Genomic DNA, 22,447 nt, shown 5'->3' with positions numbered 1-22,447 from the left:
AGAACCGCGCCGCCCGGAGCACCGGGGGCGCGGTCACGTGTTCGAGGGGAGACGGGGGACGGGGGCGGGTGGTGGATTCCCGGGAACCGTGGTCCGGTGCCCGGTCGGCGCTGTTACCAGCGGGGCCTGAGGGGATGGCGGGGCGTGCGGACCCGGGTGCGGACAGCACGGGGCATGCGGTCGGGTGGGACCCCCCGTGTCCAAGTCAACCCCGAGCGGGGGAGCGGCGGTAGCCCCTGTGGACGACCGCCCCGGTCAGTGGGAGCCCTCGGTGTGCAGGGACTCGCTGATCTTCTCGGCGGCCGACAGCACCGCCTGGGAGTGCATGCGGCCGGGGGAGCGGGTCAGACGCTCTATCGGGCCGGACACCGAGACGGCGGCGATCACGCGCCCGCCGGGGCCGGACACCGGGGCCGACACCGACGCCACGCCCTGCTCCCGCTCGGCGACGCTCTGGGCCCAGCGGCGGCGGCGCACCTGGGCGAGGCTGGCTGCGGTGAAGCGGGCGCCCACCAGGGACCGCCGGATGCGGTCGGAGTCCTCCCAGGCGAGGAGGACCTGGGCAGCCGATCCGGCGTTCATCGGGAGTTCGCTCCCCACCGGCACCGTGTCGCGCAGGCCGCTGCTCCGCTCGGAGGCGGACACGCACACCCGCAGGTCGCCCTGCCGGCGGTAAAGCTGGGCGCTCTCGCCGGTCAGGTCGCGCAGCTGCACGAGGACGGGGGCCGCGACGGCCAGCAGGCGGTCCTCCCCGGTCGCTATCGAGAGTTCGCCGAGGCGGGGGCCGAGCACGAACCGGCCCTGGCTGTCCCGGGAGACCATGCGGTGCCGTTCGAGGGCGACGGCCAGCCTGTGTGCGGTCGGCCGTGCCAGTCCGGTGATCTGGACCAACTGGGCCAGGGATGCCGGACCGGACTCCAGTGCGTCGAGGACGGACATGGTCTTGTCCAGGACACCGACGCCGCTGGATGAGCTAGAGTTGTCCATGGCTTGATATTGCCGTCTCGAAATATGGAATGCAAGTCGGCCCGCAGTCCGCGCAGGGCACCCGAGACGAGCCCGACACGTCAGACACGAGAGAGGCGACCGCCCATGGCACGCACGATGGCCGAGAAGGTCTGGGAGGAGCACGTCGTCCGACGTGCCGACGGCGAGCCGGACCTGCTCTACATCGACCTCCACCTGGTCCACGAGGTGACCAGCCCCCAGGCCTTCGAGGGGCTGCGCCTGGCCGGCCGTCCGGTCCGCCGTCCGGACCTGACCATCGCCACCGAGGACCACAACGTCCCCACGCAGGACCTGCTCGCCCCGATCGCCGACCCCGTCTCCCGCAAGCAGGTCGAGACGCTGCGCAAGAACTGCTCCGACTTCGGCGTGCGCCTGCACCCGATGGGCGACATCGAGCAGGGCGTCGTGCACGTGGTCGGGCCCCAGCTGGGCCTCACCCAGCCCGGGATGACCATCGTCTGCGGCGACAGCCACACCAGCACCCACGGTGCGTTCGGCGCCCTGGCCTTCGGTATCGGCACCAGCCAGGTCGAGCACGTGCTGGCCACCCAGACCCTGACCATGGCGCCCTTCAGGACCATGGCAGTCACGGTGGACGGCACGCTCCGGCCGGGGGTGTCCGCCAAGGACATCATCCTGGCCGTGATCGCCAAGATCGGCACCGGCGGCGGCCAGGGCTACGTCATCGAGTACCGGGGCGAGGCCATCGAGGCCCTGTCCATGGAAGCCCGCATGACCGTGTGCAACATGTCCATCGAGGCGGGAGCCCGCGCCGGGATGATCGCCCCGGACCAGACCACGTTCGACTACATCGAGGGCCGTGCGCACGCGCCCCGGGGCGAGGACTTCGAGGCCGCCGTCGAGCGCTGGAAGAGCCTGCGCACCGACGAGGGCGCCGTCTTCGACGCCGAGGTCGTCCTGAACGCCGACGAGCTCAGCCCGTTCGTCACCTGGGGCACCAACCCCGGCCAGGGCGTGCCCCTGGACGCCGAGGTCCCCGACCCCGCCTCCTACGATGACCCCTCCGCGCGCGCCGCCGCCGAGAAGGCCCTGGCCTACATGGACCTCACGGCCGGGACCCCGATGCGGGAGGTCAGGGTCGACACCGTCTTCCTGGGCTCGTGCACCAACGGCCGCATCGAGGACCTGCGCACGGCCGCCGAGATCATCCGCGGCCGCACGGTGGCCGAGGGCGTGCGCATGCTCGTCGTCCCCGGTTCCATGCGGGTCAAGGAGCAGGCCAACGCCGAGGGCCTGGGCGAGGTCTTCGAGGCCGCCGGGGCCGAGTGGCGCGAAGCCGGCTGCTCGATGTGCCTGGGCATGAACCCCGACCAGCTCAAGCCCGGTGAGCGCAGCGCCTCCACCTCGAACCGCAACTTCGAGGGACGCCAGGGCCGCGGCGGACGCACCCACCTGGTGTCGCCGCAGGTCGCCGCTGCGACCGCCGTCCGCGGCACCCTGTCCTCGCCCGCCGACCTGGCCGCCCTGTAGCCCCGACCCGTCAGGAGAGACCTCCCCATGGAGAAATTCGACATCCACACCGGTCGGGCCGTGCCGCTGCGCTCCAGCAACGTCGACACCGACCAGATCATCCCGGCCGTCTACCTCAAGAGGGTCGCCCGGACCGGCTTCGAGGACGGCCTGTTCGCCGAGTGGCGCAAGTCCGACCCGGACTTCGTCCTCAACCGCCCCGAGTTCGAGGGCGCGTCCGTCCTGGTGGCCGGTCCGGACTTCGGTACGGGCTCCTCCCGCGAGCACGCCGTCTGGGCGCTCCAGGACTACGGGTTCAAGGCCGTGCTGTCCTCGCGCTTCGCGGACATCTTCCGCGGCAACTCGCTCAAGGGCGGGCTGCTGAGCGTCCTGCTGCCCCAGGAGGTCATCGAGCGGATCTGGAAGGCCGTCGAGGCCGACCCCGCGACCGAGGTGACCGTCGACCTCGTCGAGCGCGAGGTGCGCGCCCCGGGCGCCGGGGTCCAGGAGCCGTTCGAGCTGGACGACTACACCCGCTGGCGGCTGATGGAGGGGCTGGACGACATCGCCCTGACGCTGCGCCACACGGACGCGGTGAGCGTCTTCGAGGAGTCCCGCAAGCCGTGGCTCCCCGTGACCCTGTAGACGCCGGATCGTGCTCTGGGCCGGGGATCGGGGCGTCATGTGACGCAGGACACCCTCGGCTCAGAAATATTTTACCTTTACTTGGTGTGAGCGTTCGCTTACGAACTTGCTGTCCTTAAGCTCGGCGTGTCCCCTGCCCGGAATCCGGTTATACGTAGGCTTTTGAGGGCTGTAGAAGGGGTCAAAAGGGACTGCGTTCCCGGTGTCGCCCGGTCCAGACCGCACGCTCCGTGAGGCTCCCTCGCAGGTGGGGAAGGGGCCGACACGCCTTGCCCGCAGGCGTTTGTATTTGTGTAAGGGCCGCTGCTTCCCCTAATTTCGTGCGAGCAAGGGGGAACCGGAGGAACCTTATGAACAAGCGTGACCTGATCGACGCGATCTCCGATCGTCTCGGAGACAAGAAGACCGCGACCGAAGCGGTCAACGCTGTGCTTGAGACCATTCAGGCAACCGTGGCGTCGGGCGACAAGGTCGCCATCACGGGCTTCGGCGTTTTCGAGAAGTCCGAGCGTGCGGCTCGCACCGCGCGCAACCCGGCCACCGGGGCCGCTATCAACGTCCCCGCGAGCTTCGTTCCGAAGTTCCGCGCCGGCGCTGACTTCAAGGCCCTGGTCAACGGGGACAAGAAGTAGCCCACCGTCACACGGCGATGGGCCGAGTCCGCCCGGGTCCCCCACAGGGGGCCCGGGCGGATCTCTTTTCCGGGGGCCCGGGGGCCCGGGGCGCCAGGGGGGCCGGGCGGCACGGCCCCGCCCCCACCGGTGCCCGCGTGCCCGGCTCGGACCCCGGAGCGAGAGCCCTCGGCTCGGACACGGGGGGCCGTCGTGGGGACCGCGCCACGCGGACGGCGCAGGGCGCACCAGAGGGCCGTCTCACGCGGCGCAGGGCGTTCTGTGCGCCCCGGGCGCCCCACAGGGCGGACCGGCGGCCCCGAGGCGCCTCCGGGAGGGTCAGGGCGTGCTCTGCGGTCGCAGGCAGCCGTCCGCCACCAGCTCCCACAGTTCCCGGGTCCTCGGACCCACCCCCAGGCCCACGGCGTCGCACAGGTCCTCCGGGGTGTCCACGTCCCGCCGCACCGACGCCACGTCCGCGAGCACCAGCTCGTGTGCGCCCGCGTCGCGGTGCCGCGCCCGTGAGGCCCCCTCGAACGCGGGCGTGAAGGGGTGCCCCGGAGCCGACGCGAACAGGGTCGTCCCCACACCCGGAGCGTCCGGCAGGAACGAGCGCCCGTGGCGGGCCGCCGCCGTCAGAACCCGTGCCAGCTCGTCCGGGCGGAGCGAGGGGAGGTCGGCCGACAGGGCGCACACCCCGGCGTCGGGCAGCCGACGCCGCGCCACCGCCGCTCCGTGGACCAGGGCGGGGTTCAACCCGGTGCCCGGCTCGCCGCCGACCACCACCGCGCCGAGCTCGGTCAGCTCGGCGCCGGCACGGGGGTCCTCCGTCACCGCGAGCACGGCCGCGACACCGGGGCAGGCCAGCGCCGCCTCGACCGTGTCGCAGGCGATCGCCAGCGCCAGGTCCTCGCGCATCCCCCCGGCGGCCCGGGCCAGTCGGGACTTGGCGCGGCCGAGGTGCTTCACTGGGACGACAAGGGACCAGCGCACCCCGGGGCGGGGCGCCCCGCCCCGTACTCCAAAGCCGGTCACGGTTCCCCCGGGACGTCGATGCGGCCACGACAGTCACGAGGGTAGGCGGTCGGGGAAGGCGCGGTGCGGGCACCCTGTGGCGTGTCGGATCCGTGGCCTGGCGGCCCTCCGGAATGTTGGCCCGGAGGGCGCACCTGGGAGGGTTCCGCCACGTCCTACACTGAACCGGTTGTGCTCCGTGGCCCGAACGGGCAGGGAGCGATGAAGTGAGGAGTCCCGTGGCCAAGCAACGAGAATCGCGGTGGGTGAAGGCGGTCGTCTCCCGGATCGTCCGGTTCGTCCTGTGGTTCATCACCAAGCCGACCTGGGCGGGTGCCGAGAACGTCCCGGCCAAGGGCGGGGTGATCATCGCCGCGAACCACCTCTCGATGGCCGACCCGCTGACGGTCGCCCACTTCCTCTACATCGGAGCCCGCCGCTGGCCGACCTTCACGATGAAGGACGGGGTCATGAAGATCCCCGTGGTGCGCTCGGTGGCCAGGAGCACGGGCCAGATCCCCATCAAGCGCGGCAGCACCGACGCCGTCAAGGCGCTCCACGAGGCGGAGGTCGCCCTCACCCGCGACGGCTCCTCGGTGATCTTCTACCCCGAGGGCACCTGCACCAGGGACCCGAACCTGTGGCCGATGACCGCCAAGACGGGCGTGGCCCGGCTGGCGCTGGCCACGGGCGTGCCGGTCGTCCCGGTGGCGCACTGGGGGGAGCAGAACCTGCTTCCGTACGGGGCCAAGAAGCCCAGCCTCTTCCCGCGCAAGCGCATCGACTTCCGGGCGGGGCCGCCGGTGGACCTGTCACGGTTCGAGGGCCTGCCGCTCACCGCGACGGTCCTCAAGGAGGCCACCGAGCTCATCATGCGCGACATCACGGCGCTCCAGGCGCAGATCCGCGGAGAGGAGCCGCCCGCGATCCCCTTCGACTTCAAGAGGGCGCGGGAGGAGGCCGCCGAGGCCAAGCGGGTCGAGCGGATCACCCAGGTCGGTGACGCCGACGGCGGAACGAACGACGGCGCCGCGGGCAACGGCGGCAACGGGAAGAGCAGCACGGGGGCGTGACGGGGCAGATGGGTACCGACAACGTGAGGATCGCCGTTCTCGGCGCAGGCTCCTGGGGCACCGTGTTCGCGAACATCATCGCGGACGCCGCCGACCTGGCCCGGGATCGGGACCCCGGCGGCCGGTCCGTCGAGGTGGTGCTGTGGGGCCGCCGGGCCTCCGTCGTGGACGCGGTCAACCAGACCTCCGAGAACCCGGACTACTTCCCCGGCATCGGCCTGAACCCGCGGCTCCGGGCCACCACCGACGCGGCCGAGGCGCTCGCCGACGCCGACGTGGTGGTGCTGGCGGTCCCCTCGCAGACACTGCGGGCGAACCTCGTGGAGTGGCGCCCGCACCTGAGCGAGGACGCGGTGGTCGTCAGCCTCATGAAGGGCGTGGAACTGGGGACGTGCCTGAGGGTCAGCCAGATCATCGCCCAGGTTCTGGAGTACCCGGAGGAGCGCATCGCGGTCGTGTCGGGCCCCAACCTGGCCCGGGAGATCGCCGAGCGCCAGCCCGCCACCGCCGTCGTCGCGTGTCCGCACGAGGACACGGCCGTCCGGCTCCAGTCCCTGTTCAAGTCGGCGTACTTCCGCCCCTACACCAGCACCGACCTGGTGGGGGTGGAGATCGGCGGCGCGATGAAGAACGTGATCGGCCTGGCCGTGGGCGTGGCCGAGGGCATGGGGTTCGGGGACAACACCAAGGCGTCCCTCATCACCCGGGGCCTGGCCGAGACGACACGCCTCGCGGTGGCGCTGGGCGCCGACGAGCACACGCTGTCCGGCCTGGCGGGGATGGGCGACCTCGTCGCGACATGCTCCTCTCCTCTGTCGCGGAACCGGACCTTCGGTGAGAAACTGGGCGCGGGCAAGACCCTCGAACAGGTCGTGGCGGAGACCAAGCAGACCGCCGAGGGGGTCAAGTCCTCCGAGTCCGTCCTCGAACTCGGATGGGCCAACGGTGTGGACATGCCGATCACCGAGGCCGTCGTCAAGATGATGCACCACGACCTGAGCCCGGCCGAGGCGCTGGTGGCGTTCATGTCACGCAGCAGCAAGCCCGAACGCTACGGGGTCTGAGAGCGAGCACGATGTCACACACACCAGAGCCCGGCGGCGAGTTCACGCGGGCGGTCTCCCTGCCGCCGGCGCCCGTGCCGGCCGAGCGCCCCATGCGCATGCCGGTCCACAGGGCGACCACCTACGCGTTCGACACCTCCCGGCAGTACGCCGACGTCCTCGCGGGCACCACCGACGGGTACTCCTACGCCCGCATCGACAGCCCCACCGTCGACGCGTTCGCGGACGCGGTGGCGGCGCTGGAGGGCGCGGGGCTCCCGGACCCGGTGCGCGGACAGGCCTTCGCCTCGGGGATGGGCGCGCTCAGCACCGTCCTCCTGGCGCTGACCGAGGCGGACGCGCACGTCGTGGCCTCCCGCGCCATCTACGGCAACACGTACTCCCTCCTGGACCGGCTGCTGCGCCGGTTCGGGGTGCGCACCGACTTCGTGGACGTCACCGACCTCGACGCGGTGCGCGCCGCCGTCGGACCGCGGACCCGGGTGGTGTTCACCGAGACCCTGTCCAACCCCTCGATGACCGTGTCCGACCTGCCGGGCCTGGCCCGGATCGCCCACGAGGCCGGAGCCGCGCTGGTCGTGGACTCCACGTTCGCCTCCCCGGCGGTGTGCCGCCCCCTGGAGCACGGCGCCGACGTGGTCGTGCACTCCGCCACCAAGTACATCGGCGGGCACAGCGACACCACGGGCGGCGTGGCCGTGGCCTCCCCGTCCCTCATCGGGCGCATCCGCTCGGCGCGCGTCGACCTGGGGCCCTGCCTCGCCCCCGACGAGGCGTACCTGCTGCACCGCGGACTGGAGACGCTGCCGCTCCGGGTCCGGCGCCAGTGCGAGACCGCGGCGGCGTTCGCCGCGGCGCTCGAGGGCCACCCCCTCGTCGAACGGGTCGACCACCCCTCCCTCGCCTCGCACCCGCAGTCCGCCCTCGCGGACAAGCTGTTCGACGCCGACCGCCGCGGCGCGGTCGTCACCGTGCACCCGGTCGGCGGCTGGGACGAGGGAATGGCCTTCGCCGACCGCCTGCGCGTGGCGACCATCGCGGCGTCGCTGGGCGGTACCCACACCCTGGCCGGGCACGTCGCCTCCACCTCCCACCGCAACATGGACGACGCCGAACTGGCGGCCGCGGGCATCTCCCCCGGCGCGGTGCGGTTCTCCATCGGCCTGGAGGATCCCCAGGACCTCATCGAGGACGCCCTCAGGGCCCTCGACGGGGGAAACTGACACATCACGGGTAGTTCTCCCGGTTCCGGTTCCATCAGTTGGCGAGATAAGGTCAGGCAGCATGTCGTCCGAGCAGCGCAAGATTCGGGTCGCCGTCGTCTTCGGCGGGCGTAGTTCCGAACACGAGATCTCCTGCGTCACCGCGGGGAGCGTGTTGTCCGTCATCGACGGGGACCGCTACGAGGTCGTCCCCGTCGGTATCACCAGGGCGGGAAACTGGGTGCTGACCTCGGGCGATCCCGAACGGCTCCGCATCGACGATGCCACCAGGGCGCTGCCGACCGTGCCGGAGGACGGCGCGGACCTGGCGCTGCCCTTCGACGTGGCCGGCCAGCTGATGGTCGTCAACCCGGAGAAGGGCCCCGAGCGGCTGGCCGAGGTGGACGTGGTCCTGCCGCTGCTGCACGGGCCCTTCGGCGAGGACGGCACCATCCAGGGGCTGTTCGAGATGATCGGCGTCCGCTACGCGGGCGCCGGGGTGTTCTCCAGCGCCGCCGCGATGGACAAGGTCTTCATGAAGGCCATGCTCCGCGGCAACGGCATCCCCACCAGCGACTTCGTCGCGATCTCCGACCGCCAGTGGCGTACGGAGCGCAAGCGGGTGCTGGACGACGTCGCCGAGCTGGGCGCCACCGTGTTCGTCAAGCCCGCCCGTGCGGGCAGCAGCCTCGGCATCACCAAGGTGAGCGACTCCTCGGACTCCGACGCCGTCGTCGCCGCCGTCGAGGCCGCCCGGGAACACGACCCCAAGGTGCTGGTGGAGGCCCAGGTCGTCGGCCGCGAGATCGAGTGCGGCGTCCTGGAGGCCGAGGACGGCGGGACCCCCGACGTATCCTTCCCGGCCGAGGTGCACGTCGCCGACGGTTTCGACTTCTACGACTTCGAGGCCAAGTACCTCTCGACGAGCGGCCTCACCATCCCGGCGGAGATCCCCGAGGAGGCGATCGCCCGGCTGCGCGCGATGGCCGCCGACGTGTTCGAGGCGATGGGCTGCGAGGGCCTGGCCCGGGTGGACTTCTTCTACACCGAGAACGGCGAGATCCTCGTCAACGAGCTCAACACGATGCCCGGGTTCACCCCGTCCTCGGCGTTCCCGCAGATGTGGGCCGCCACGGGTGTGGACTACGCCGAGCTGATCGAGCGGATGATCACCACGGCCCTGCGCCGCGACCCCGGCCTGCGGTAGGGGCGCACGGGGCCGCGGGGGCCTCCCCGACCTCGTCCACAGGCGGGCGACCGACCGGTCGCCCGCCTGTCGTGTGCGGGGGGTGCGGGCCGGGCCGGGAGGTCCGGGAGCGTCGCGGCGTCAGCCCGAGGCGGGACCGTGGGGCCCCTGGTGCTCCGGGTTGGCCTGGGAGTGCTGGGAGCCGGGACGGCCCTGGCCGCCGGGCTCCGCACGACCGGCCGGGCGCACCCCCTCGGGGAGGGGGCCGCCGGCGTAGGGGCTGCCGTCCGGTCCGCCGGGCAGCGCGCCCCCGGGCGCCCCGGGTCCGCCCGGGCCGACGCGGTCGCCCCTCCCCTTCGGTCCTCCCGGGATCCCGGCCGGGCCCGCGGGCACCAGGTCGCGGGTGAGGATCGCACCGGCCGCCGTGGCGGCGGGGAACACCACGACCGCCACGAACGGGATCGCCAGCAGGAGGTACGTCGGCACCGCGAAGCCGAGCACCCGCATCCGCCGCTTCGCCATGTGCTGCCGTCGGTCGCGGATGGTCGTCAGCCTCCGGCGGTCGAACGCGCTCGCCAGCAGCTCGATCGCCAGCAGCCACCCGCCCAGGAGGGCGGCCAGCACCGGGCCGAGCACCTGCCCGGCCAGCGGGACGAAGCCGATGACGAGGACGAGGACGGACACCAGCACGGACACCGCGACGATCGCCAGCGACTGGCGCACCGCGCGCCACATCGACGCCATCAGCGGCTCGTCGGGGTCCTCGGGCGCGTTGCCCAGCTCTTCCTCGACCAGCTCGGTGATCTTGTCGTAGACGGGAGCCCCGAGCGTCAGGGTCACCGTCGTGAACGTCACCACCATGAGCAGGATCGTCCCGGCCAGGATGCCGACCGACAGGGCTCCGCGCACGAGCCCCTGCCAGACCGGGTCCCAGTCGTCGCTGAAGGGGGTCGCCCACGCCGCCAGGTCGACCAGGTTCACCACGAGGAGGACGAGCAGGCCGAGGAAGACCAGGGAGGTGATCAGGGCAGGCAGGGCCCCGAGCAGGAACAGTCGGGGTTTGCGCAACAACAGGGCGAAGCCGCGTGCCAGGACGCCGACGCCGCCGAAGAACTCACGTACAGGATTGGCCACGGGGGAACACTAGAGGAACCCGGCCCGGGTGTCAGTTCGGGGTCCGGGTCGCCCTCCGCAGGGCCCTCGGCGGCCCGTGGCCGCCGGAGCCGGCCCTCCCCCCGGCGCACGGCGCCCGAGCGGGCGCGCGCTCCGGGACCGGGAGGAGCGCCCCGGCGGACGCCGGCCTGTCGGTGGCGCGCGGCGCGATGCCCTCCGGGCGTCCCCCCGACCCGTCGTCGTGTGGGACCCGGGTGCGGAGGGCGTTCGCGGGACGCCGGCCGCCCTCCGGTGTTCCCGGCTCACACGGAGGCGGCGTCGCGGTACCACCCGTCCGCGCGGGTGAGCTCGTTGTGCGTGCCGTGCTGGACCACCCTACCGTCACGGACCACGTAGATCCGGTCCACCCGGTCCAGCCCCGTCAGGTCGTGCGTGATCAGCAGGGTGGAGAACCCCTCGGCGGCGGCCAGCAGGTCGTCCACCACCTCATCGCGCGTGTCCGGGTCCAGGTGGGCGGTCGGCTCGTCCAGCACGAGCACGCGCGGTGCGGCCAACACGGCACGGGCCAGCGCCAGCCGCTGCACCATCCCGCCGCTCAGCCCCAGGCCGTGCGTGCCCACCTGGGTGTCCAGCCCCTTCGGCATCGCCGCGACGTCGTCGGCCAGCCGCGCACGCCGCAGCGCCTCCCACAGGTCGTCGTCCTGTGCGTCCGGACGTGCCAGGCGCAGGTTCTCCCGCAGGGTCGACGCGAACACGTGCGGGTCCTGCGGCACCCCCGACACCACCCCGCGCACCTCGTCCGCCGGGTACGACGTGATGTCCTCGCCGCCGAGCTCCACCCGGCCGCCGTCGGGGTCGCGGAACCGCAGGAGCACGGACGCCAGGGTGCTCTTTCCCGCCCCGCTCGGTCCGATCACCGCGACCGTCCACCCGGCGGGGATCTCCAGGTCCACCCCGTCCAGGGCCCACGGCTCGTCCGGTCCGTAGCGCACGCGCAGGTCCCGCACCCGCACCGTCGAGTCCCCGTCCGGGGCCAGCCCCGAGCGGGTGGGCGGTGCCGTGGCGGGCGGGGTGTCCAACACCCCGAACAGGCGCGCCCCACTGGCCCGGATCGCCCCGAGCCTCGCCGCGACGGCGGGAAGCGGGGCGACGATCTCGAACGCCGCCAGGGTCGTCAGGACCAGGACCGCCAGCGACACCGCGCTCAGCGTGCCGCCCTCCACGGCGACCACCCCGAGGAACAGCGCGCCCCACACGGTCAGCCCCGTGACCAGCGCGGAGGCCCCGGCGCCGAGGCCGAGGACCGCCGCGTCCCGCTGTGCCAGCCGCGTGAGCTCGGCGTCGGCGGCCTCGACCCGCTCCACCTGCCGGCCCATCGCACCGTAGGCGACCAGGTCGGGGGCCCCGTGCAGGGTGTCCACGAGCACCGTGGACAGCTCACCGCGCGCCCTGGCCTGCCGCCTGCCCGGTTCCCTGCCCAACGCGGCGGCGGCGAACGGGACCGCCAGCCCGGCCAGGAGCAGGCCGCCCGCCAGAAGGAGGCCGCCCGGCACGTACAGCGCCGTCAGGAACAGGACGGTCGCGCCACCGGTGACCAGCGAGATCAGCGGCGGAGTCAGTCCGCGCACCAGGAGGTCCAGGGTGGCCTCGGTGTCGTTGACCAGGCGTGACACCAGGTCGCCCGAGCGGAAGCGGCCGAACGGCTCGGTCGCCGCCAGCCGCTCGTACACCCGCACCCGCACCTCGGCCAGCGTCCGGAACGCGGCGTCGTGGGTGACCAGCCGCTCCAGGTAGCGGGCCACGCCGCGGCCCACCCCCAGCGCGCGGGTGGCGACGACGGAGATGCCGAGCGCGGTGATGCCGGGGTGGTTCGCGGCGGTGGCGAGCATCCACGCGGCCACGCCGAGCAGTGCCACCCCGGCGCCCGTGGCGGCGCCCCCCAGCAGGACGCCCAGGGCGAACCTGCCGCCGCGCGGCCGGGCCAGGGCGACCATCCGCAGCAGCGGGTCGCGACGGCGTTCGCGCTCGGGGACCTCGGCCGCGCCCGGGCCGGTCACGGTGTCGGTTCCGGGGGCCTGCGGGGCTCCGCCCCCGTCCTCGGTGTTCCCGCGGCTCATCGCGGCACGCTTCCTTCCCGGGTCGGCAGTGGCAGGGACACGGACCGCAGGGTGTCGCCGAGGGCGTCCCGGGCCCAACCGGTGTCGTGCGCGACGATGACGGCGGTCCGCCCCTCCAGGAGGCGCGTGACGGCGGTGCGCACCGCCGCCGCGTTCTCCGGGTCCAGGTGGGCGGTGGGTTCGTCCAGCAGAACGAGGGGGGCGTCGCGGCACATCGCCCGGGCCAGCGCGATCCGCTGGCGCTGTCCCGCCGACAGCCGTGCACCGCGCTCGCCGAGCCTGGTGTCGTAGCCGTCGGGGAGGGCGGAGACGAACGCGTCGGCCTCGGCCAGGCGGGCCGCCTCCCGGACCCGTTCCAGCGAGGCGTCGGGGGCTCCCAGGCGGATGTTGTCGGCCACGGACACGTCGAAGAGGTAGGGGTGCTGGGGCACCCACGCGATGCCGAGCCTCCAGTCGTCGGCCGGGATCCCGTCCAGGTCCTCCCACCCCCCGCCGGGCGCGCGCACGCGGATCCGCCCCTCGGTGGGCTCGTTCAACCGAAGCACGAGGGACAGGAGGGTGGTCTTCCCGGCCCCGCTGGGGCCGGTGAGCAGGACGTGTTCGCCCGCCGCGACCTCCAGGTCCAGACCGGACAGCGCAGGCACGTCCCTGCCCGGGTAGCTCACGCCCACCCCCTCGAAGCGGATGCCGCCGGCCGCCGGGGCCGCCGCCGCGCCGGCCGCCGGGGGAGCGGGGACCCCGGCCCGCTCCCCGCCGTCCCGGACGGGCGCGCCGCGCTCCCGGTCCAGTTCGGTGAACACCTGGTCCGCCGCGGCCACGCCCTCCATGCTCGCGTGGAACCTGGCCCCGACCTCGCGCAGCGGCAGGTACGCCTCCGGCGCCAGGATCAGTACGAGGAGCGCGGTCTGGTAGTCCATGTAGCCGCCCAGCAGGCGCAGCCCCACCTCGACCGCGACCAGTGCCACGGCCAGGGTCGACAGCAGTTCCAGCGCGAACGCAGACAGGAACGCGATCCGCAGCGTCCCCATCGTGGCCTTCCGGTGGTCCTCGCCCACCCGGCGGATGATCGCCGCCTGCGCCTTGGCGCGACGGAACACCGCGAGGGTCGGAAGCCCCTCGACCACGTCGAGGAAGTGGCCGCCCAGACGGCTCAGGAGCCGCCACTGCCGGTCGGTCCGGGCCTGCGTGTGCATCCCGATGAGCGCCATGAAGACCGGGATCAGCGGCAGCGTCACGAGGATGACGATCCCGGAGATCCAGTCCGCCCAGAACACCACCGCCAGGACCGCGACCGGCACGATCGCGGCCAGCACGAGCTGGGGCAGGTAGCGGGCGAAGTAGTCGTCCAGGGCGTCCAGGCCCCGGGTCGCCAGTGTCACCAGCTCGCCCGCCTTCGGCGACCCCTGCCCGTCCCCGGCACCGGGTTCGGCGGTCCACACCTTTCCGGAGCCGGTCACGTGCGCCACCAGGCGGCGGCGCAGCTGCGACTTCGTGCGCGCGGCGCTGTACAGGGCGGAGGTCTCGGCCAGGTACGACAGCAGCGCGCGCACCACGGCGATGGCGGCGACGGCGCCGATCGCACCGCCCAGCGAGGCCAGGCCCTCCCCCTGCCATGCGCCGCTGATGGCGCGGGCGAGCAGCCAGGCCTGGGCGAGGATCAGGCCGGTGATGAGCACTCCGCTGGCCACGGAGACCGCCAGGTGCACCCGGACCGCGCTAGCGGTGCGTACCAGGCGCGGGTCAAGGGGTTTCATGCGTGCGGACCTTGTCGTCTCGGCCGGGTCCTGCGGGTACCCGGTGGGGATGGGGGGCTCTCACACAGCGGATCGGTGCGGCCGGGCGTCGCGCGCCGTGCGCCGGGCCAGTATCCACCAGGGAGCCCCGGAGCGGCCGACAACCCCGCTCCGTGCGGGTCGGCCGTGCGGCGGGGGTGCGGGCGGTCGGGCCGCCCGCACCCCGCGGGTCAGGCGACAGGGGTGCTCCGGTCGCCGGTCCCGTCCCCCGGACCGCCGTCCGTCGCGGTGACGCTCTCCCCGGTGACCGACGCCCCGGTCACCCGGCGCCGGAACACCCAGTAGCTCCAGCCCTGGTAGAGGAGCACCAGCGGCAGGAACACCACCGCCACCCACGTCATCACCGTGAGCGTGTAGTCGGCGGAGGACGCGTTCTCCACGGTCAGGCTGAAGGCCGGGTCCGTGGTGGACGGAAGCACGTTCGGGAAGAGCGCCCCGAAGAGCGCGGCGACCGCGGTGAGGATGGTCAGCGCCGTGAACGCGAACGACCATCCCTCGCGGCCCCGCCAGGCCGCCACGACCCCGCCCACCAGGGCCGCGGCGGCGATCACGACGAGCGGCAGGGTCCAGGGGTGGCCGTGCGCGGCCTGGGTCCACAGCAGGAACCCGGCTCCCGAGGGGACCGCCGCGCAGGCGGTCACCAGTGCGGCCCGCCGCGCGCGCACCCGGACCGGCCCGTCGGTCTTCAGCGTCAGGAAGATCGCCCCGTGCAGGGTGAACAGCGACAGCGTCGTCAGTCCGCCGAGCAGGGCGTACGGGTTGAGCAGGTCGAGTGTGGAGGCGGTGACGATGTGGTCGGAGTCCATGGCCACGCCCTGGACGATGTTGGCGAACGCGACACCCCACAGCAGGGCGGGTGCGGCGCTGCCGAAGAAGATCGCCCGGTCCCACCAGGTCCGCCAGGTGTCGCTGTCGCGCTTGCCCCGGTACTCGAACGCGACCCCGCGCAGGATCAGCGCGATCAGGATGGCGAACAGCGGCACGTAGAACCCGCTGAACAGGGAGGCGTACCAGGCGGGGAAGGCGGCGAACATGGCGCCGCCCGCGGTGAGCAGCCACACCTCGTTGGCGTCCCAGACAGGGCCGATGGAGTTGATGGCGACCCGGCGGTCGACGGAGTTGCGCTTGCCCATGAACGGGAGGAGCGTGCCGACCCCGAAGTCGAACCCCTCCAGGACGAAGTACCCGATCCACAGGACCGAGATGGCGATGAACCAGATGACGGGGAGTTCCATGGTCCGTGGCTCCTAGTAGCTGAAGTGCGGGATCTGGGACTCGTCCTCGTCGTTCTCCAGGTCGGGAACGAGGTGGGAGGGTCCGGCCTTGATGTACTTGACCAGCAGCCCGACCTCCACCACGGCGAGGAGGCCGTACACGGCGGTGAAGACGGTCAGGCTCATCGCGACGGTCGCGAGGCTGACCCCGGGCGAGACGCTGTTGGCGGTGAGCAGGTAGCCGTGCACCGTCCAGGGCTGGCGGCCCATCTCGGTGAGCACCCAGCCGAAGATGTTCGCGGCCAGGGCGGCGGGCAGGGCGAGCATCGCCGCGAGGTAGAACCACCGGCTCGTCGGGGTGCGCCTCTTCCCCCTGGTGAGCCACAGGCCCAGTGCGGCGACGGCGACGCCGAACAGGCCGAAGCCCATCATCAGGCGGAAGGACCAGTAGACGACGAACACGTTGGGCGTGTAGTCGCCGGGCCCGTAGTACTCCTCGTACGCCTCCTGGAGGTTGTTCATCCCGTGGACCTCGCCGTCGAACGTGCCGGTCGCGAGGAAGCTGAGCACGTTCGGGATGGTGACGTCGATGGGGTTGTAGCGCGCCTCGGTGTCCCCGACGGCCAGGGCGGAGAAGGCGGCGCCCTCCTCGGTCTCCCACAGGGCCTCGGCGGCGGCGAGCTTCATGGGTTCGTACTCGGCGGCGAGTTTGGCCTGGTGGTCGCCGGAGAAGACGACGATCGCCCCGGCGATCAGGGTGAAGACCAGGCCCACCTTGAGGGTGCCCCGGAACAGGGCGAAGTCGTTCTTCGGCGGTGCGACGCCCGCGATGCCGGTGTCGCCGTGCCGCTGGTTGCGCCAGAGCTTGTAGGCGCTGACGCACACGACGAACAGTCCGGCGGTGATGAACGCCGCCGAGACGGTGTGCAGGTAGGTGGACCAGGCCTGGTCGTTGCTGAGGACGGCCCAGATGTCGTTGAGTTCGGCGCGCCCGTTCTCCTCGTTGACGGAGAAGCCGACCGGGTGCCGCATCCACGCGTTGGCGGCGAGGATGAAGTACGCGGACAGGTTGGTGCCGATGGCGACCATCCAGATGCAGGCCAGGTGGACGCCGCGGGGGAGCCGGTGCCAGCCGAAGATCCAGAGCCCGATGAAGGTCGACTCCAGGAAGAAGGCGAGCAGGGCCTCCATGGCCAGCGGTGCGCCGAACACGTCGCCGACGAACCGCGAGTACTCGCTCCAGTTCATGCCGAACTGGAACTCCTGCACGATGCCGGTGACCACGCCCATGGCGAAGTTGATGAGGAACAGCTTGCCGAAGAACTGGGTCGCCTGGAGGTACTCGTGTCTGCCCGTGCGGTACCAGAGGGTCTGGAGCACGGCCACGATGAACGACAGTCCGATCGTGAGCGGAACGAACAGGAAGTGGTAGATCGTGGTGACGCCGAACTGCCACCTCGCGAGTTCAAGAGCTTCCATGCCCACCTCTCAGGTACCGACCTCCGGTAGTACTACACAATGTAGTGCTACGACTTGTCGTCGTCTCCCCGGGTCCCGGTCAACCGCGTGTGGCACGCGTCTCCCGGGGTGCGGCGGCGGCCCTCCCGGGGGCGCCCCCGGGAGGACCCGGGTGCGGGGGAACGCCCCCACCAGCGGCGAATCCGCGGAGAGGCCCCGTGTCGGCCCTCCGATGCGGCTGCGCAGGACGTCCGTGTGCGCTTGGGCACACGCGGCTCAGCGCCCCGGCGGTGCGCCGCGCGGCGCACCCGACCCCGCGCGTCGGCGGGGGCCAGTCGGCGGCCTCCTACCAGTACTCGGGGACACCCGTCCCCGCGCGCGCCGGCGGGGGTGGCGGGGCTGCGGGCGGGCTGAACCGAGGGGGCGGGAGCACGACGACGGCGCGCCCCCGGTGTCGGGTGCGCGCCGTCGTCGTGGGCGGGGTGCCGCCGGTCAGTCCTCGCCGGAGCCGCTCCGGTCGTCGATCATGCCCTCCATCAGGTTCACCTCCGACTGCTGGGCGTCGATCATCCCCTGGGCGAACCGGGTGACCATGTCCTCGCCGCCCAGGTCCACCTCCGCCTCGGCCATCTCGATGCCGCCCTGGTGGTGCGCGATCATCAGTTCGAGGAACAGGAGCTCCGCCTCGACCCCCTCGGAGTCCTCCAGGGCCGTCAGGTCCTCGGGGCTCGCCAGGCCCGGCATGGTGTCGGGGACCTCGCCGTCACCGCCTCCGTGGTCGTGCCCCTCCATCCAGGTCATCGGCGGCTGGGCGCCGCGGGCGGGCAGGCCCCAGGCCATCAGCCACCCCTGCATGATCCCGATCTGCGCCTGCTGCGTGCGGGCCATGTCCGTGGCGACCGTGTGCAGTTCGGGATCCTCGGTCTTGTCCAGGATGACCATCGACATGTCCACCGCCTGGGCGTGGTGGGCGCTCATGTCACGCAGGAATCCGGCGTCCGCACCGGTGTCCAGGGGGTAGGCCGGGCGCCCCCCCAGGTAGCCCGCGGCCAGGGCCAGTGCGACGAGGATCACCGTGATCCATGTCGGCACCGAACGCCACGACACCTGCGTCGACGCGTCGTCCTCCGGTGCCCCGTCCCGCTGAGAGTGCTCGCCCTCGTCCGGAGTTCCGTCGGCGTCCCCGACGCCGTCGGCGGCCCCCGAGTCGGGGCCGTTCGTCTGTTCCATGGGAACCATCCTGGTCAAATCGCCCAACTGTGGTGCCAAAGTAGAGGATAGATAAGTCCCTTATGTCACCACCCACCTCAGGAGACCCCGTGGCAAAGAAGAAGACGGCGGAGGAGCGCCGCCAGCGCGCGGCCGAGCTCAAGGCACAGCGCCTCAAAGAGGAGCGCCGCCGTAAGATCCTTACCATCACCGGGGTCGTCACCGCTGTGGTTCTGGTGGTGGGCCTGATCGCCTTCCTCGTCTTCATGGAGGTCCGCAGCCGCTCGGTCTCCAATGTGGCCGAGTACGACGTCAGCTCCTACGAGCACGTCGAGACCGGCCAGGCGGTGGACTACGAGCAGTCCCCGCCCGTGGGCGGCGACCACTGGAGCGCCTGGCAGAACTGCGGCGTGTACCCCGAGCCGGTCACCCCCGAGTTCGCGGTCCACTCGCTGGAGCACGGGGCCGTGTGGATCAACTACGCGCCCGACCTGCCCGAGGACCAGGTCGAGCAGCTGGTGGGCATGTACAGCGCGGGCGACTACCTCGTGATCAGCCCCTACGAGGGCGAGATGGAAGCACCGATCGTCGCCTCCAGCTGGGGCCGCCAGATCACGGCCGAGACGGCCGACGACGAGATGCTCCAGCGGTTCGTGCGCCTCTACGAGCGCGGCACCGATGTGCCGGAGCCGGGTGCCTCGTGCTCCGGCCAGGTCGCGGAGACGCAGGCCGAGGTCGCGACCCTGCTCAGCGGCCAGGGCGCCGAGGGCGAGCAGGGCACCGAGGGCGAGGGCGGCGCGGACTCCGAGGAGGGCGCCGAGGACCAGCCCGTGGAGGAAGAGGAGTGACGGGACTCCCCGTTCGCTCCATGACCTCGTGACCTGACGACCGGGCCCTGGGGCCCGGTCCGACGACAGTGGGGGCCGCCGGACACCGGCGGCCCCCACGCGTGTTCCCCGGGTCGGTCAGAGCTCGCCGTCGGGCAGGGGCGGGATGTGCTCGGCGACGAGGTCGCTGACCGTGCTCAGCGCCCCCGCCGGGGGGCCGTGGGCCGGCGGGACCGACAGCTCGACGTAGGCCTCGCGGCCGACCGCCGTGTACAGGGTGGGCGCGTCCTCCGGCTGCGGCAGCCAGGCCACGCCGTTGACCTCCTGCAGGAGGGAGTCGGGGGCGAGTGCCACGGGGCGGGGAACCCCGCAGCGCAGGCCGATCGCCGGGTCGCCCCAGGCCGCGGTGAGTTCCGACTCGGGGCGCACCTGTGCGCGTTCGGCGTCCAACAGCGTGTCCGGAAGCGACCCGACGAGGCCCGCACAGGTCCGTGCGGTCGCCTCGTCCGCTTCGGGGGGATCCATCCGCACGGTCTGCGCGCCGCAGCCCGTCGCCACGAGGGCGACGGCCAGACCCGCACCGGCGAACCGCCTCAGCACAAGCAACCCCCGGGGTACCGCCGACGCGGCCGAGCGCGTCAGATGTTGACGATGGGACAGGTGAGAGTCCGGGCGATACCGTCCAACCGCTGGATGCGCGCCACCACGAGGGCGCCCAGGGCGTCGATGTCGGAGGCCTCGGCCTGGACGATCACATCGTAGGGCCCGGTCACGTCATGGGCGGTCTCGACCCCCTCGATGCCCCGGATCCGCTCCGCCACCTCCGCGGCCTGACCGACCTCGGTCTGGACAAGGATGTATGCCTGCACCATGAGAACTCCTTCGTGTGCGCCGGGTGTGAGCGATGAGCGGTGAGCGGTTCCCGGCCGAGCCGAGGGTGCGGCCTGTGACGAACGGATGACAAACGTGGGTCTAGACCACTGCGCCGGAGCGTCACCGTACCCTGATCCCTGTGCACAACACCATTGGGGGTCTTGGGGAGTTCGCTCTGATCACACGCGTGACGAGCCAATTCCCCCCGACGGACGATGTAATCCTCGGACCGGGTGACGACGCGGCGGTCGTCGCCGCACCCGACGGCCGAACGGTCGCGACCACCGACCTGCTGGTCGAGGGACGCCACTTCCGGAGGGAGTGGTCCACCGCCCGCGACGTCGGTCACAGGGCCGTCGCCCAGAACTTCGCCGACGTCGCGGCCATGGGCGCCCGCCCCACCGGGCTGCTCATCGGCTTCGCCGCGCCCCCCGACCTCCCCGTGGCCTGGGCGGAGGAGTTCACCGCCGGGGTGCGCGACGAGTGCGCGGTCGCGGGCGGTGCCGTGGTGGGCGGCGACATGGTCGGTTCGGACACCCTCACCATCGCCGTCACCGCCCTCGGAGACCTCCAGGGAAGGGCGCCGGTCCGCAGGGACGGCGCCCGGGCGGGCGACGTCATCGCCTACACCGGCCACCTGGGGCTGTCCGCCGCCGGGCTCGCCCTGCTGGAACGGGGGATCGACGGGCCCGCCGACTGCCTGTCCGAGCACCGCCGCCCCAGCCCGCCCTACGCCCGGGGCGCCGAGGCGGCCCTGCTCGGCGCCACCGCCATGCTCGACGTCAGCGACGGCCTCGTCCAGGACCTGGGACACGTCTGCCGGGCCAGCGGCGTGCGTATCGATCTGGACTCGGCCGCGCTGCGACCCGAACCGGCCCTCCTGGAAGCGGTCGCCGTCCTCGGCACCGAGGACCCGGGGGAGGCCGCGGAGGCCGCACGGGGTCTCATGGTCGCGGGAGGCGAGGACCACGCGCTGGTCGCGGCGTTCCCGCCGGACGCCGACCTGCCCGGGCACTGGCACAGAGTGGGTCTGGTGTCCGACGCCGCCGGGACGCCGGACGGCGGCGGAGGGGAACACGAGGGTCCCGTCACCGTGGACGGACGTGCGTCCCGACGCGAGGGTTGGGATCATTTCCGGAGGGGATGAGCCCCTTTGGGTTTGCCCTGTTCGGCTGTCACACTAGGCTTTGCCAACGCGGCCAGCGTCTCACCCCGGCCAGGACCCCGGGGCAGTGCGGCGCGACGGCCCCCAGGAAGTCCCACGAGGAGCGGCCCGGGAACGGGCCGAGAGGATACCGCGGCGAAGGCGTCCGACGTGACGAAGGGCGACGGGCAGGAAGCGGAGCGTCGAGAGGCGGTTTATGGGGCGCCATGGCTGGCGGAACGGCACCCGGCGGGGTGCGCACCGCAGCGAGCCGACGGACGCCGGCGCGCTGCGTCGGCTCGGCGGCCTCATCGAGAGCACGGTCCCCAAACGCGTCGAACCGCCCCGGCTGCTCAACGTGCTCGTCGTCTCCGGCGTCATCCTCGGGCTGATCCTGTTCGGCTACAGCACCACCCAGATCTACCTCCAGTTCGGCGGCACCCCCGGCGTGAGCGAGACCCCCGACGCACAGGACGGGGCCCAGCCCACCCACGACGCCTCGCCCGAGCCCACCGGCGACGGGTCGGCGGCCGGCGGCGACGGCCGGCAGGGCCCGCAGACCCAGGCCGGCTCGGAACCCACCACGGTCTCCTACCAGGTGCTGGAATCGACGTCGGTCGGGTTCACCGGCCACGTCACCGTCACCAACACCTCGCGGACCAGGCTGGACGCCTGGGAACTGGCCCTGGCCTTCGACAGCGCCGAGATCACCGACGTGAGCGACGCCGACTGGGAGCCGATCGACGACGGCATCCTCGCCCGCCAGCCCGGGAGCAGGGACGGCCTGGAGCCGGGAGCCTCCGCGACGCTCACCTTCGAGGCCCTGGGCCCCCCGCAGAGCCCGGTGCGCTGCTCCCTCAACGGGCACGTCTGCGAGCTGTGACCCGGGGACCGCGCCACCGGCCGGTCACACCCGCCGCGCCACCGCGGACGCGCCCTCCGGGCCCGGCGAACGGCGACCGGCACCGACGACGAAGGCCCCCCGACCGTGGTCGGAGGGCCTTCGCGTAACATGCAGCGGTGCGGGAACCCTAGCGGGTCACCTTGCCGGCCTTGATGCACGAGGTGCAGGCGTTCACGCGCTTGGGCGTGCCACCGACACGGGTGCGAACAGTCTGGATGTTGGGGTTCCAGCGGCGGCGGGTGCGACGGTGCGAGTGGGAAACACTGTTACCGAACCCTGGTCCCTTGCCGCAAACGTCGCATACGGAAGCCACGGTAACTCCATTCAAGCGCTCAGGATCGCGCACGTCGCCGCACGCGAAGATTCATCCGACCGGGAGAGGTCGGGCGGACAGGTCGGCGCGGACGCCAACCGTGGAAGAGTACACGAAGGACAAGGCCGTACACGGAATCAGACCGCTGGCCAGCGCCCGTACGCGCAACGGTGGAACGTGGTGTGGTCGAGGACCCCAGCACCCACCGG

Annotated in this window: 21 protein-coding genes; 10 read left to right on the top strand and 11 right to left on the bottom strand. The window is 72.5% G+C overall.

Annotated features, from left to right (window positions below):
* Positions 1–255: 255 nt before the first annotated feature.
* Positions 256–939 (bottom strand): IclR family transcriptional regulator, encoded by a 684-nt coding sequence (locus Q8791_RS11190; protein ID WP_407941987.1) that lies wholly within the window; start codon positions 937–939, stop codon positions 256–258.
* A gap of 153 nt (positions 940–1,092) precedes the next feature.
* On the opposite strand from Q8791_RS11190, the gene leuC reads away from it, so the two are divergent.
* From leuC to Q8791_RS11175, 3 genes are all read left to right on the top strand, one after another.
* A complete protein-coding gene (leuC, locus tag Q8791_RS11185) occupies positions 1,093–2,499 on the top strand; it encodes a 3-isopropylmalate dehydratase large subunit (RefSeq protein WP_330091578.1) in 1,407 nt (468 codons plus the stop codon).
* Between the two features lie 27 nt (positions 2,500–2,526).
* Positions 2,527–3,123: a 3-isopropylmalate dehydratase small subunit gene (leuD, locus tag Q8791_RS11180; protein WP_330091577.1), complete on the top strand. Its 597-nt coding sequence runs from the start codon at positions 2,527–2,529 to the stop codon at positions 3,121–3,123.
* Between the two features lie 350 nt (positions 3,124–3,473).
* Complete coding sequence (locus tag Q8791_RS11175) at positions 3,474–3,755, top strand: HU family DNA-binding protein (protein WP_330091576.1); 282 nt, start codon at positions 3,474–3,476, stop codon at positions 3,753–3,755.
* 318 nt (positions 3,756–4,073) lie between these two features.
* On the opposite strand, the gene cofC is transcribed toward Q8791_RS11175, so the two are convergent.
* Positions 4,074–4,727 carry a 2-phospho-L-lactate guanylyltransferase gene (gene cofC / locus Q8791_RS11170; protein WP_330091700.1) on the bottom strand — a complete coding sequence of 218 codons (654 nt, stop codon included), beginning with the start codon at positions 4,725–4,727 and terminating at the stop codon, positions 4,074–4,076.
* Positions 4,728–4,987: 260 nt separating this feature from the next.
* On the opposite strand from cofC, the gene Q8791_RS11165 reads away from it, so the two are divergent.
* From Q8791_RS11165 to Q8791_RS11150, 4 genes are all read left to right on the top strand, one after another.
* Positions 4,988–5,821, top strand: coding sequence for a lysophospholipid acyltransferase family protein (locus Q8791_RS11165; RefSeq protein ID WP_330091575.1), 834 nt, complete (start codon positions 4,988–4,990; stop codon positions 5,819–5,821).
* 8 nt (positions 5,822–5,829) lie between these two features.
* Entirely contained in the window at positions 5,830–6,885 is a 1,056-nt protein-coding gene (locus Q8791_RS11160; RefSeq protein WP_330091699.1) for an NAD(P)H-dependent glycerol-3-phosphate dehydrogenase, read from the top strand.
* An 11-nt stretch (positions 6,886–6,896) separates the two neighbouring features.
* Positions 6,897–8,108: a trans-sulfuration enzyme family protein gene (locus Q8791_RS11155; RefSeq protein WP_330091574.1), complete on the top strand. Its 1,212-nt coding sequence runs from the start codon at positions 6,897–6,899 to the stop codon at positions 8,106–8,108.
* Between the two features lie 61 nt (positions 8,109–8,169).
* Entirely contained in the window at positions 8,170–9,294 is a 1,125-nt protein-coding gene (locus Q8791_RS11150) for a D-alanine--D-alanine ligase family protein (protein ID WP_330091573.1), read from the top strand.
* A gap of 120 nt (positions 9,295–9,414) precedes the next feature.
* Here the strand turns inward: Q8791_RS11150 and Q8791_RS11145 are convergent, their stop codons facing one another.
* The 6 genes from Q8791_RS11145 to Q8791_RS11120 form a co-directional block, all read right to left on the bottom strand.
* The gene (locus Q8791_RS11145) at positions 9,415–10,407 is read right to left on the bottom strand and encodes an EI24 domain-containing protein (RefSeq protein ID WP_330091572.1); all 993 of its coding nucleotides are present in this window, start codon (positions 10,405–10,407) and stop codon (positions 9,415–9,417) included.
* 281 nt (positions 10,408–10,688) lie between these two features.
* Positions 10,689–12,380, bottom strand: a complete 1,692-nt coding sequence (gene cydC / locus Q8791_RS11140) for a thiol reductant ABC exporter subunit CydC (protein ID WP_330091698.1) — start codon at positions 12,378–12,380, stop codon at positions 10,689–10,691.
* A gap of 119 nt (positions 12,381–12,499) precedes the next feature.
* Positions 12,500–14,257, bottom strand: coding sequence for a thiol reductant ABC exporter subunit CydD (gene cydD, locus Q8791_RS11135; protein ID WP_330091571.1), 1,758 nt, complete (start codon positions 14,255–14,257; stop codon positions 12,500–12,502).
* A 209-nt stretch (positions 14,258–14,466) separates the two neighbouring features.
* Positions 14,467–15,531 carry a cytochrome d ubiquinol oxidase subunit II gene (gene cydB, locus Q8791_RS11130; protein WP_330091570.1) on the bottom strand — a complete coding sequence of 355 codons (1,065 nt, stop codon included), beginning with the start codon at positions 15,529–15,531 and terminating at the stop codon, positions 14,467–14,469.
* Between the two features lie 12 nt (positions 15,532–15,543).
* Positions 15,544–16,989, bottom strand: a complete 1,446-nt coding sequence (locus Q8791_RS11125; RefSeq protein WP_330091569.1) for a cytochrome ubiquinol oxidase subunit I — start codon at positions 16,987–16,989, stop codon at positions 15,544–15,546.
* Positions 16,990–17,460: 471 nt separating this feature from the next.
* Entirely contained in the window at positions 17,461–18,198 is a 738-nt protein-coding gene (locus Q8791_RS11120) for a DUF305 domain-containing protein (protein ID WP_330091568.1), read from the bottom strand.
* Between the two features lie 89 nt (positions 18,199–18,287).
* Between Q8791_RS11120 and Q8791_RS11115 the strand changes: the two genes are divergently transcribed.
* A complete protein-coding gene (locus Q8791_RS11115) occupies positions 18,288–19,025 on the top strand; it encodes a DUF3105 domain-containing protein (RefSeq protein WP_330091567.1) in 738 nt (245 codons plus the stop codon).
* 117 nt (positions 19,026–19,142) lie between these two features.
* Here the strand turns inward: Q8791_RS11115 and Q8791_RS11110 are convergent, their stop codons facing one another.
* Entirely contained in the window at positions 19,143–19,604 is a 462-nt protein-coding gene (locus Q8791_RS11110) for a DUF3515 domain-containing protein (RefSeq protein WP_330091697.1), read from the bottom strand.
* Positions 19,605–19,642: 38 nt separating this feature from the next.
* Positions 19,643–19,876 carry an Lrp/AsnC family transcriptional regulator gene (locus Q8791_RS11105; protein ID WP_330091566.1) on the bottom strand — a complete coding sequence of 78 codons (234 nt, stop codon included), beginning with the start codon at positions 19,874–19,876 and terminating at the stop codon, positions 19,643–19,645.
* Between the two features lie 140 nt (positions 19,877–20,016).
* Here Q8791_RS11105 and Q8791_RS11100 point away from each other — a divergent pair, with 140 nt between their 5' ends.
* Positions 20,017–21,024, top strand: a complete 1,008-nt coding sequence (locus Q8791_RS11100) for a thiamine-phosphate kinase (RefSeq protein ID WP_330091565.1) — start codon at positions 20,017–20,019, stop codon at positions 21,022–21,024.
* Between the two features lie 214 nt (positions 21,025–21,238).
* Positions 21,239–21,904, top strand: a complete 666-nt coding sequence (locus Q8791_RS11095) for a cellulose binding domain-containing protein (protein ID WP_330091564.1) — start codon at positions 21,239–21,241, stop codon at positions 21,902–21,904.
* 148 nt (positions 21,905–22,052) lie between these two features.
* Here the strand turns inward: Q8791_RS11095 and rpmB are convergent, their stop codons facing one another.
* A complete protein-coding gene (rpmB, locus tag Q8791_RS11090) occupies positions 22,053–22,238 on the bottom strand; it encodes a 50S ribosomal protein L28 (RefSeq protein WP_013151263.1) in 186 nt (61 codons plus the stop codon).
* Between the last annotated feature and the right edge of the window lie 209 nt (positions 22,239–22,447).

It is taken from the genome of Nocardiopsis codii (assembly GCF_036327455.1).
Lineage (GTDB): Bacteria > Actinomycetota > Actinomycetes > Streptosporangiales > Streptosporangiaceae > Nocardiopsis > Nocardiopsis codii.
The sequence above is the reverse complement of the archived record's forward strand: the minus strand, read 5'-3'. Positions and strand labels throughout refer to the sequence as shown.

Coding starts and splice junctions, on each gene's coding strand:
- leuC (WP_330091578.1), top strand. CDS start 1,093: ATGGCACGCACGATGGCCGAGAAGGTCTGGGAGGAGCACGTCGTCCGA.
- Q8791_RS11175 (WP_330091576.1), top strand. CDS start 3,474: ATGAACAAGCGTGACCTGATCGACGCGATCTCCGATCGTCTCGGAGAC.
- cydC (WP_330091698.1), bottom strand. CDS start 12,380: ATGGTCGCCCTGGCCCGGCCGCGCGGCGGCAGGTTCGCCCTGGGCGTC.
- Q8791_RS11160 (WP_330091699.1), top strand. CDS start 5,830: ATGGGTACCGACAACGTGAGGATCGCCGTTCTCGGCGCAGGCTCCTGG.
- cydD (WP_330091571.1), bottom strand. CDS start 14,257: ATGAAACCCCTTGACCCGCGCCTGGTACGCACCGCTAGCGCGGTCCGG.
- cydB (WP_330091570.1), bottom strand. CDS start 15,531: ATGGAACTCCCCGTCATCTGGTTCATCGCCATCTCGGTCCTGTGGATC.
- Q8791_RS11150 (WP_330091573.1), top strand. CDS start 8,170: ATGTCGTCCGAGCAGCGCAAGATTCGGGTCGCCGTCGTCTTCGGCGGG.
- Q8791_RS11105 (WP_330091566.1), bottom strand. CDS start 19,876: ATGGTGCAGGCATACATCCTTGTCCAGACCGAGGTCGGTCAGGCCGCG.
- Q8791_RS11190 (WP_407941987.1), bottom strand. CDS start 939: ATGTCCGTCCTCGACGCACTGGAGTCCGGTCCGGCATCCCTGGCCCAG.
- leuD (WP_330091577.1), top strand. CDS start 2,527: ATGGAGAAATTCGACATCCACACCGGTCGGGCCGTGCCGCTGCGCTCC.
- Q8791_RS11155 (WP_330091574.1), top strand. CDS start 6,897: ATGTCACACACACCAGAGCCCGGCGGCGAGTTCACGCGGGCGGTCTCC.
- Q8791_RS11120 (WP_330091568.1), bottom strand. CDS start 18,198: ATGGAACAGACGAACGGCCCCGACTCGGGGGCCGCCGACGGCGTCGGG.
- Q8791_RS11125 (WP_330091569.1), bottom strand. CDS start 16,989: ATGGAAGCTCTTGAACTCGCGAGGTGGCAGTTCGGCGTCACCACGATC.
- Q8791_RS11095 (WP_330091564.1), top strand. CDS start 21,239: ATGGGGCGCCATGGCTGGCGGAACGGCACCCGGCGGGGTGCGCACCGC.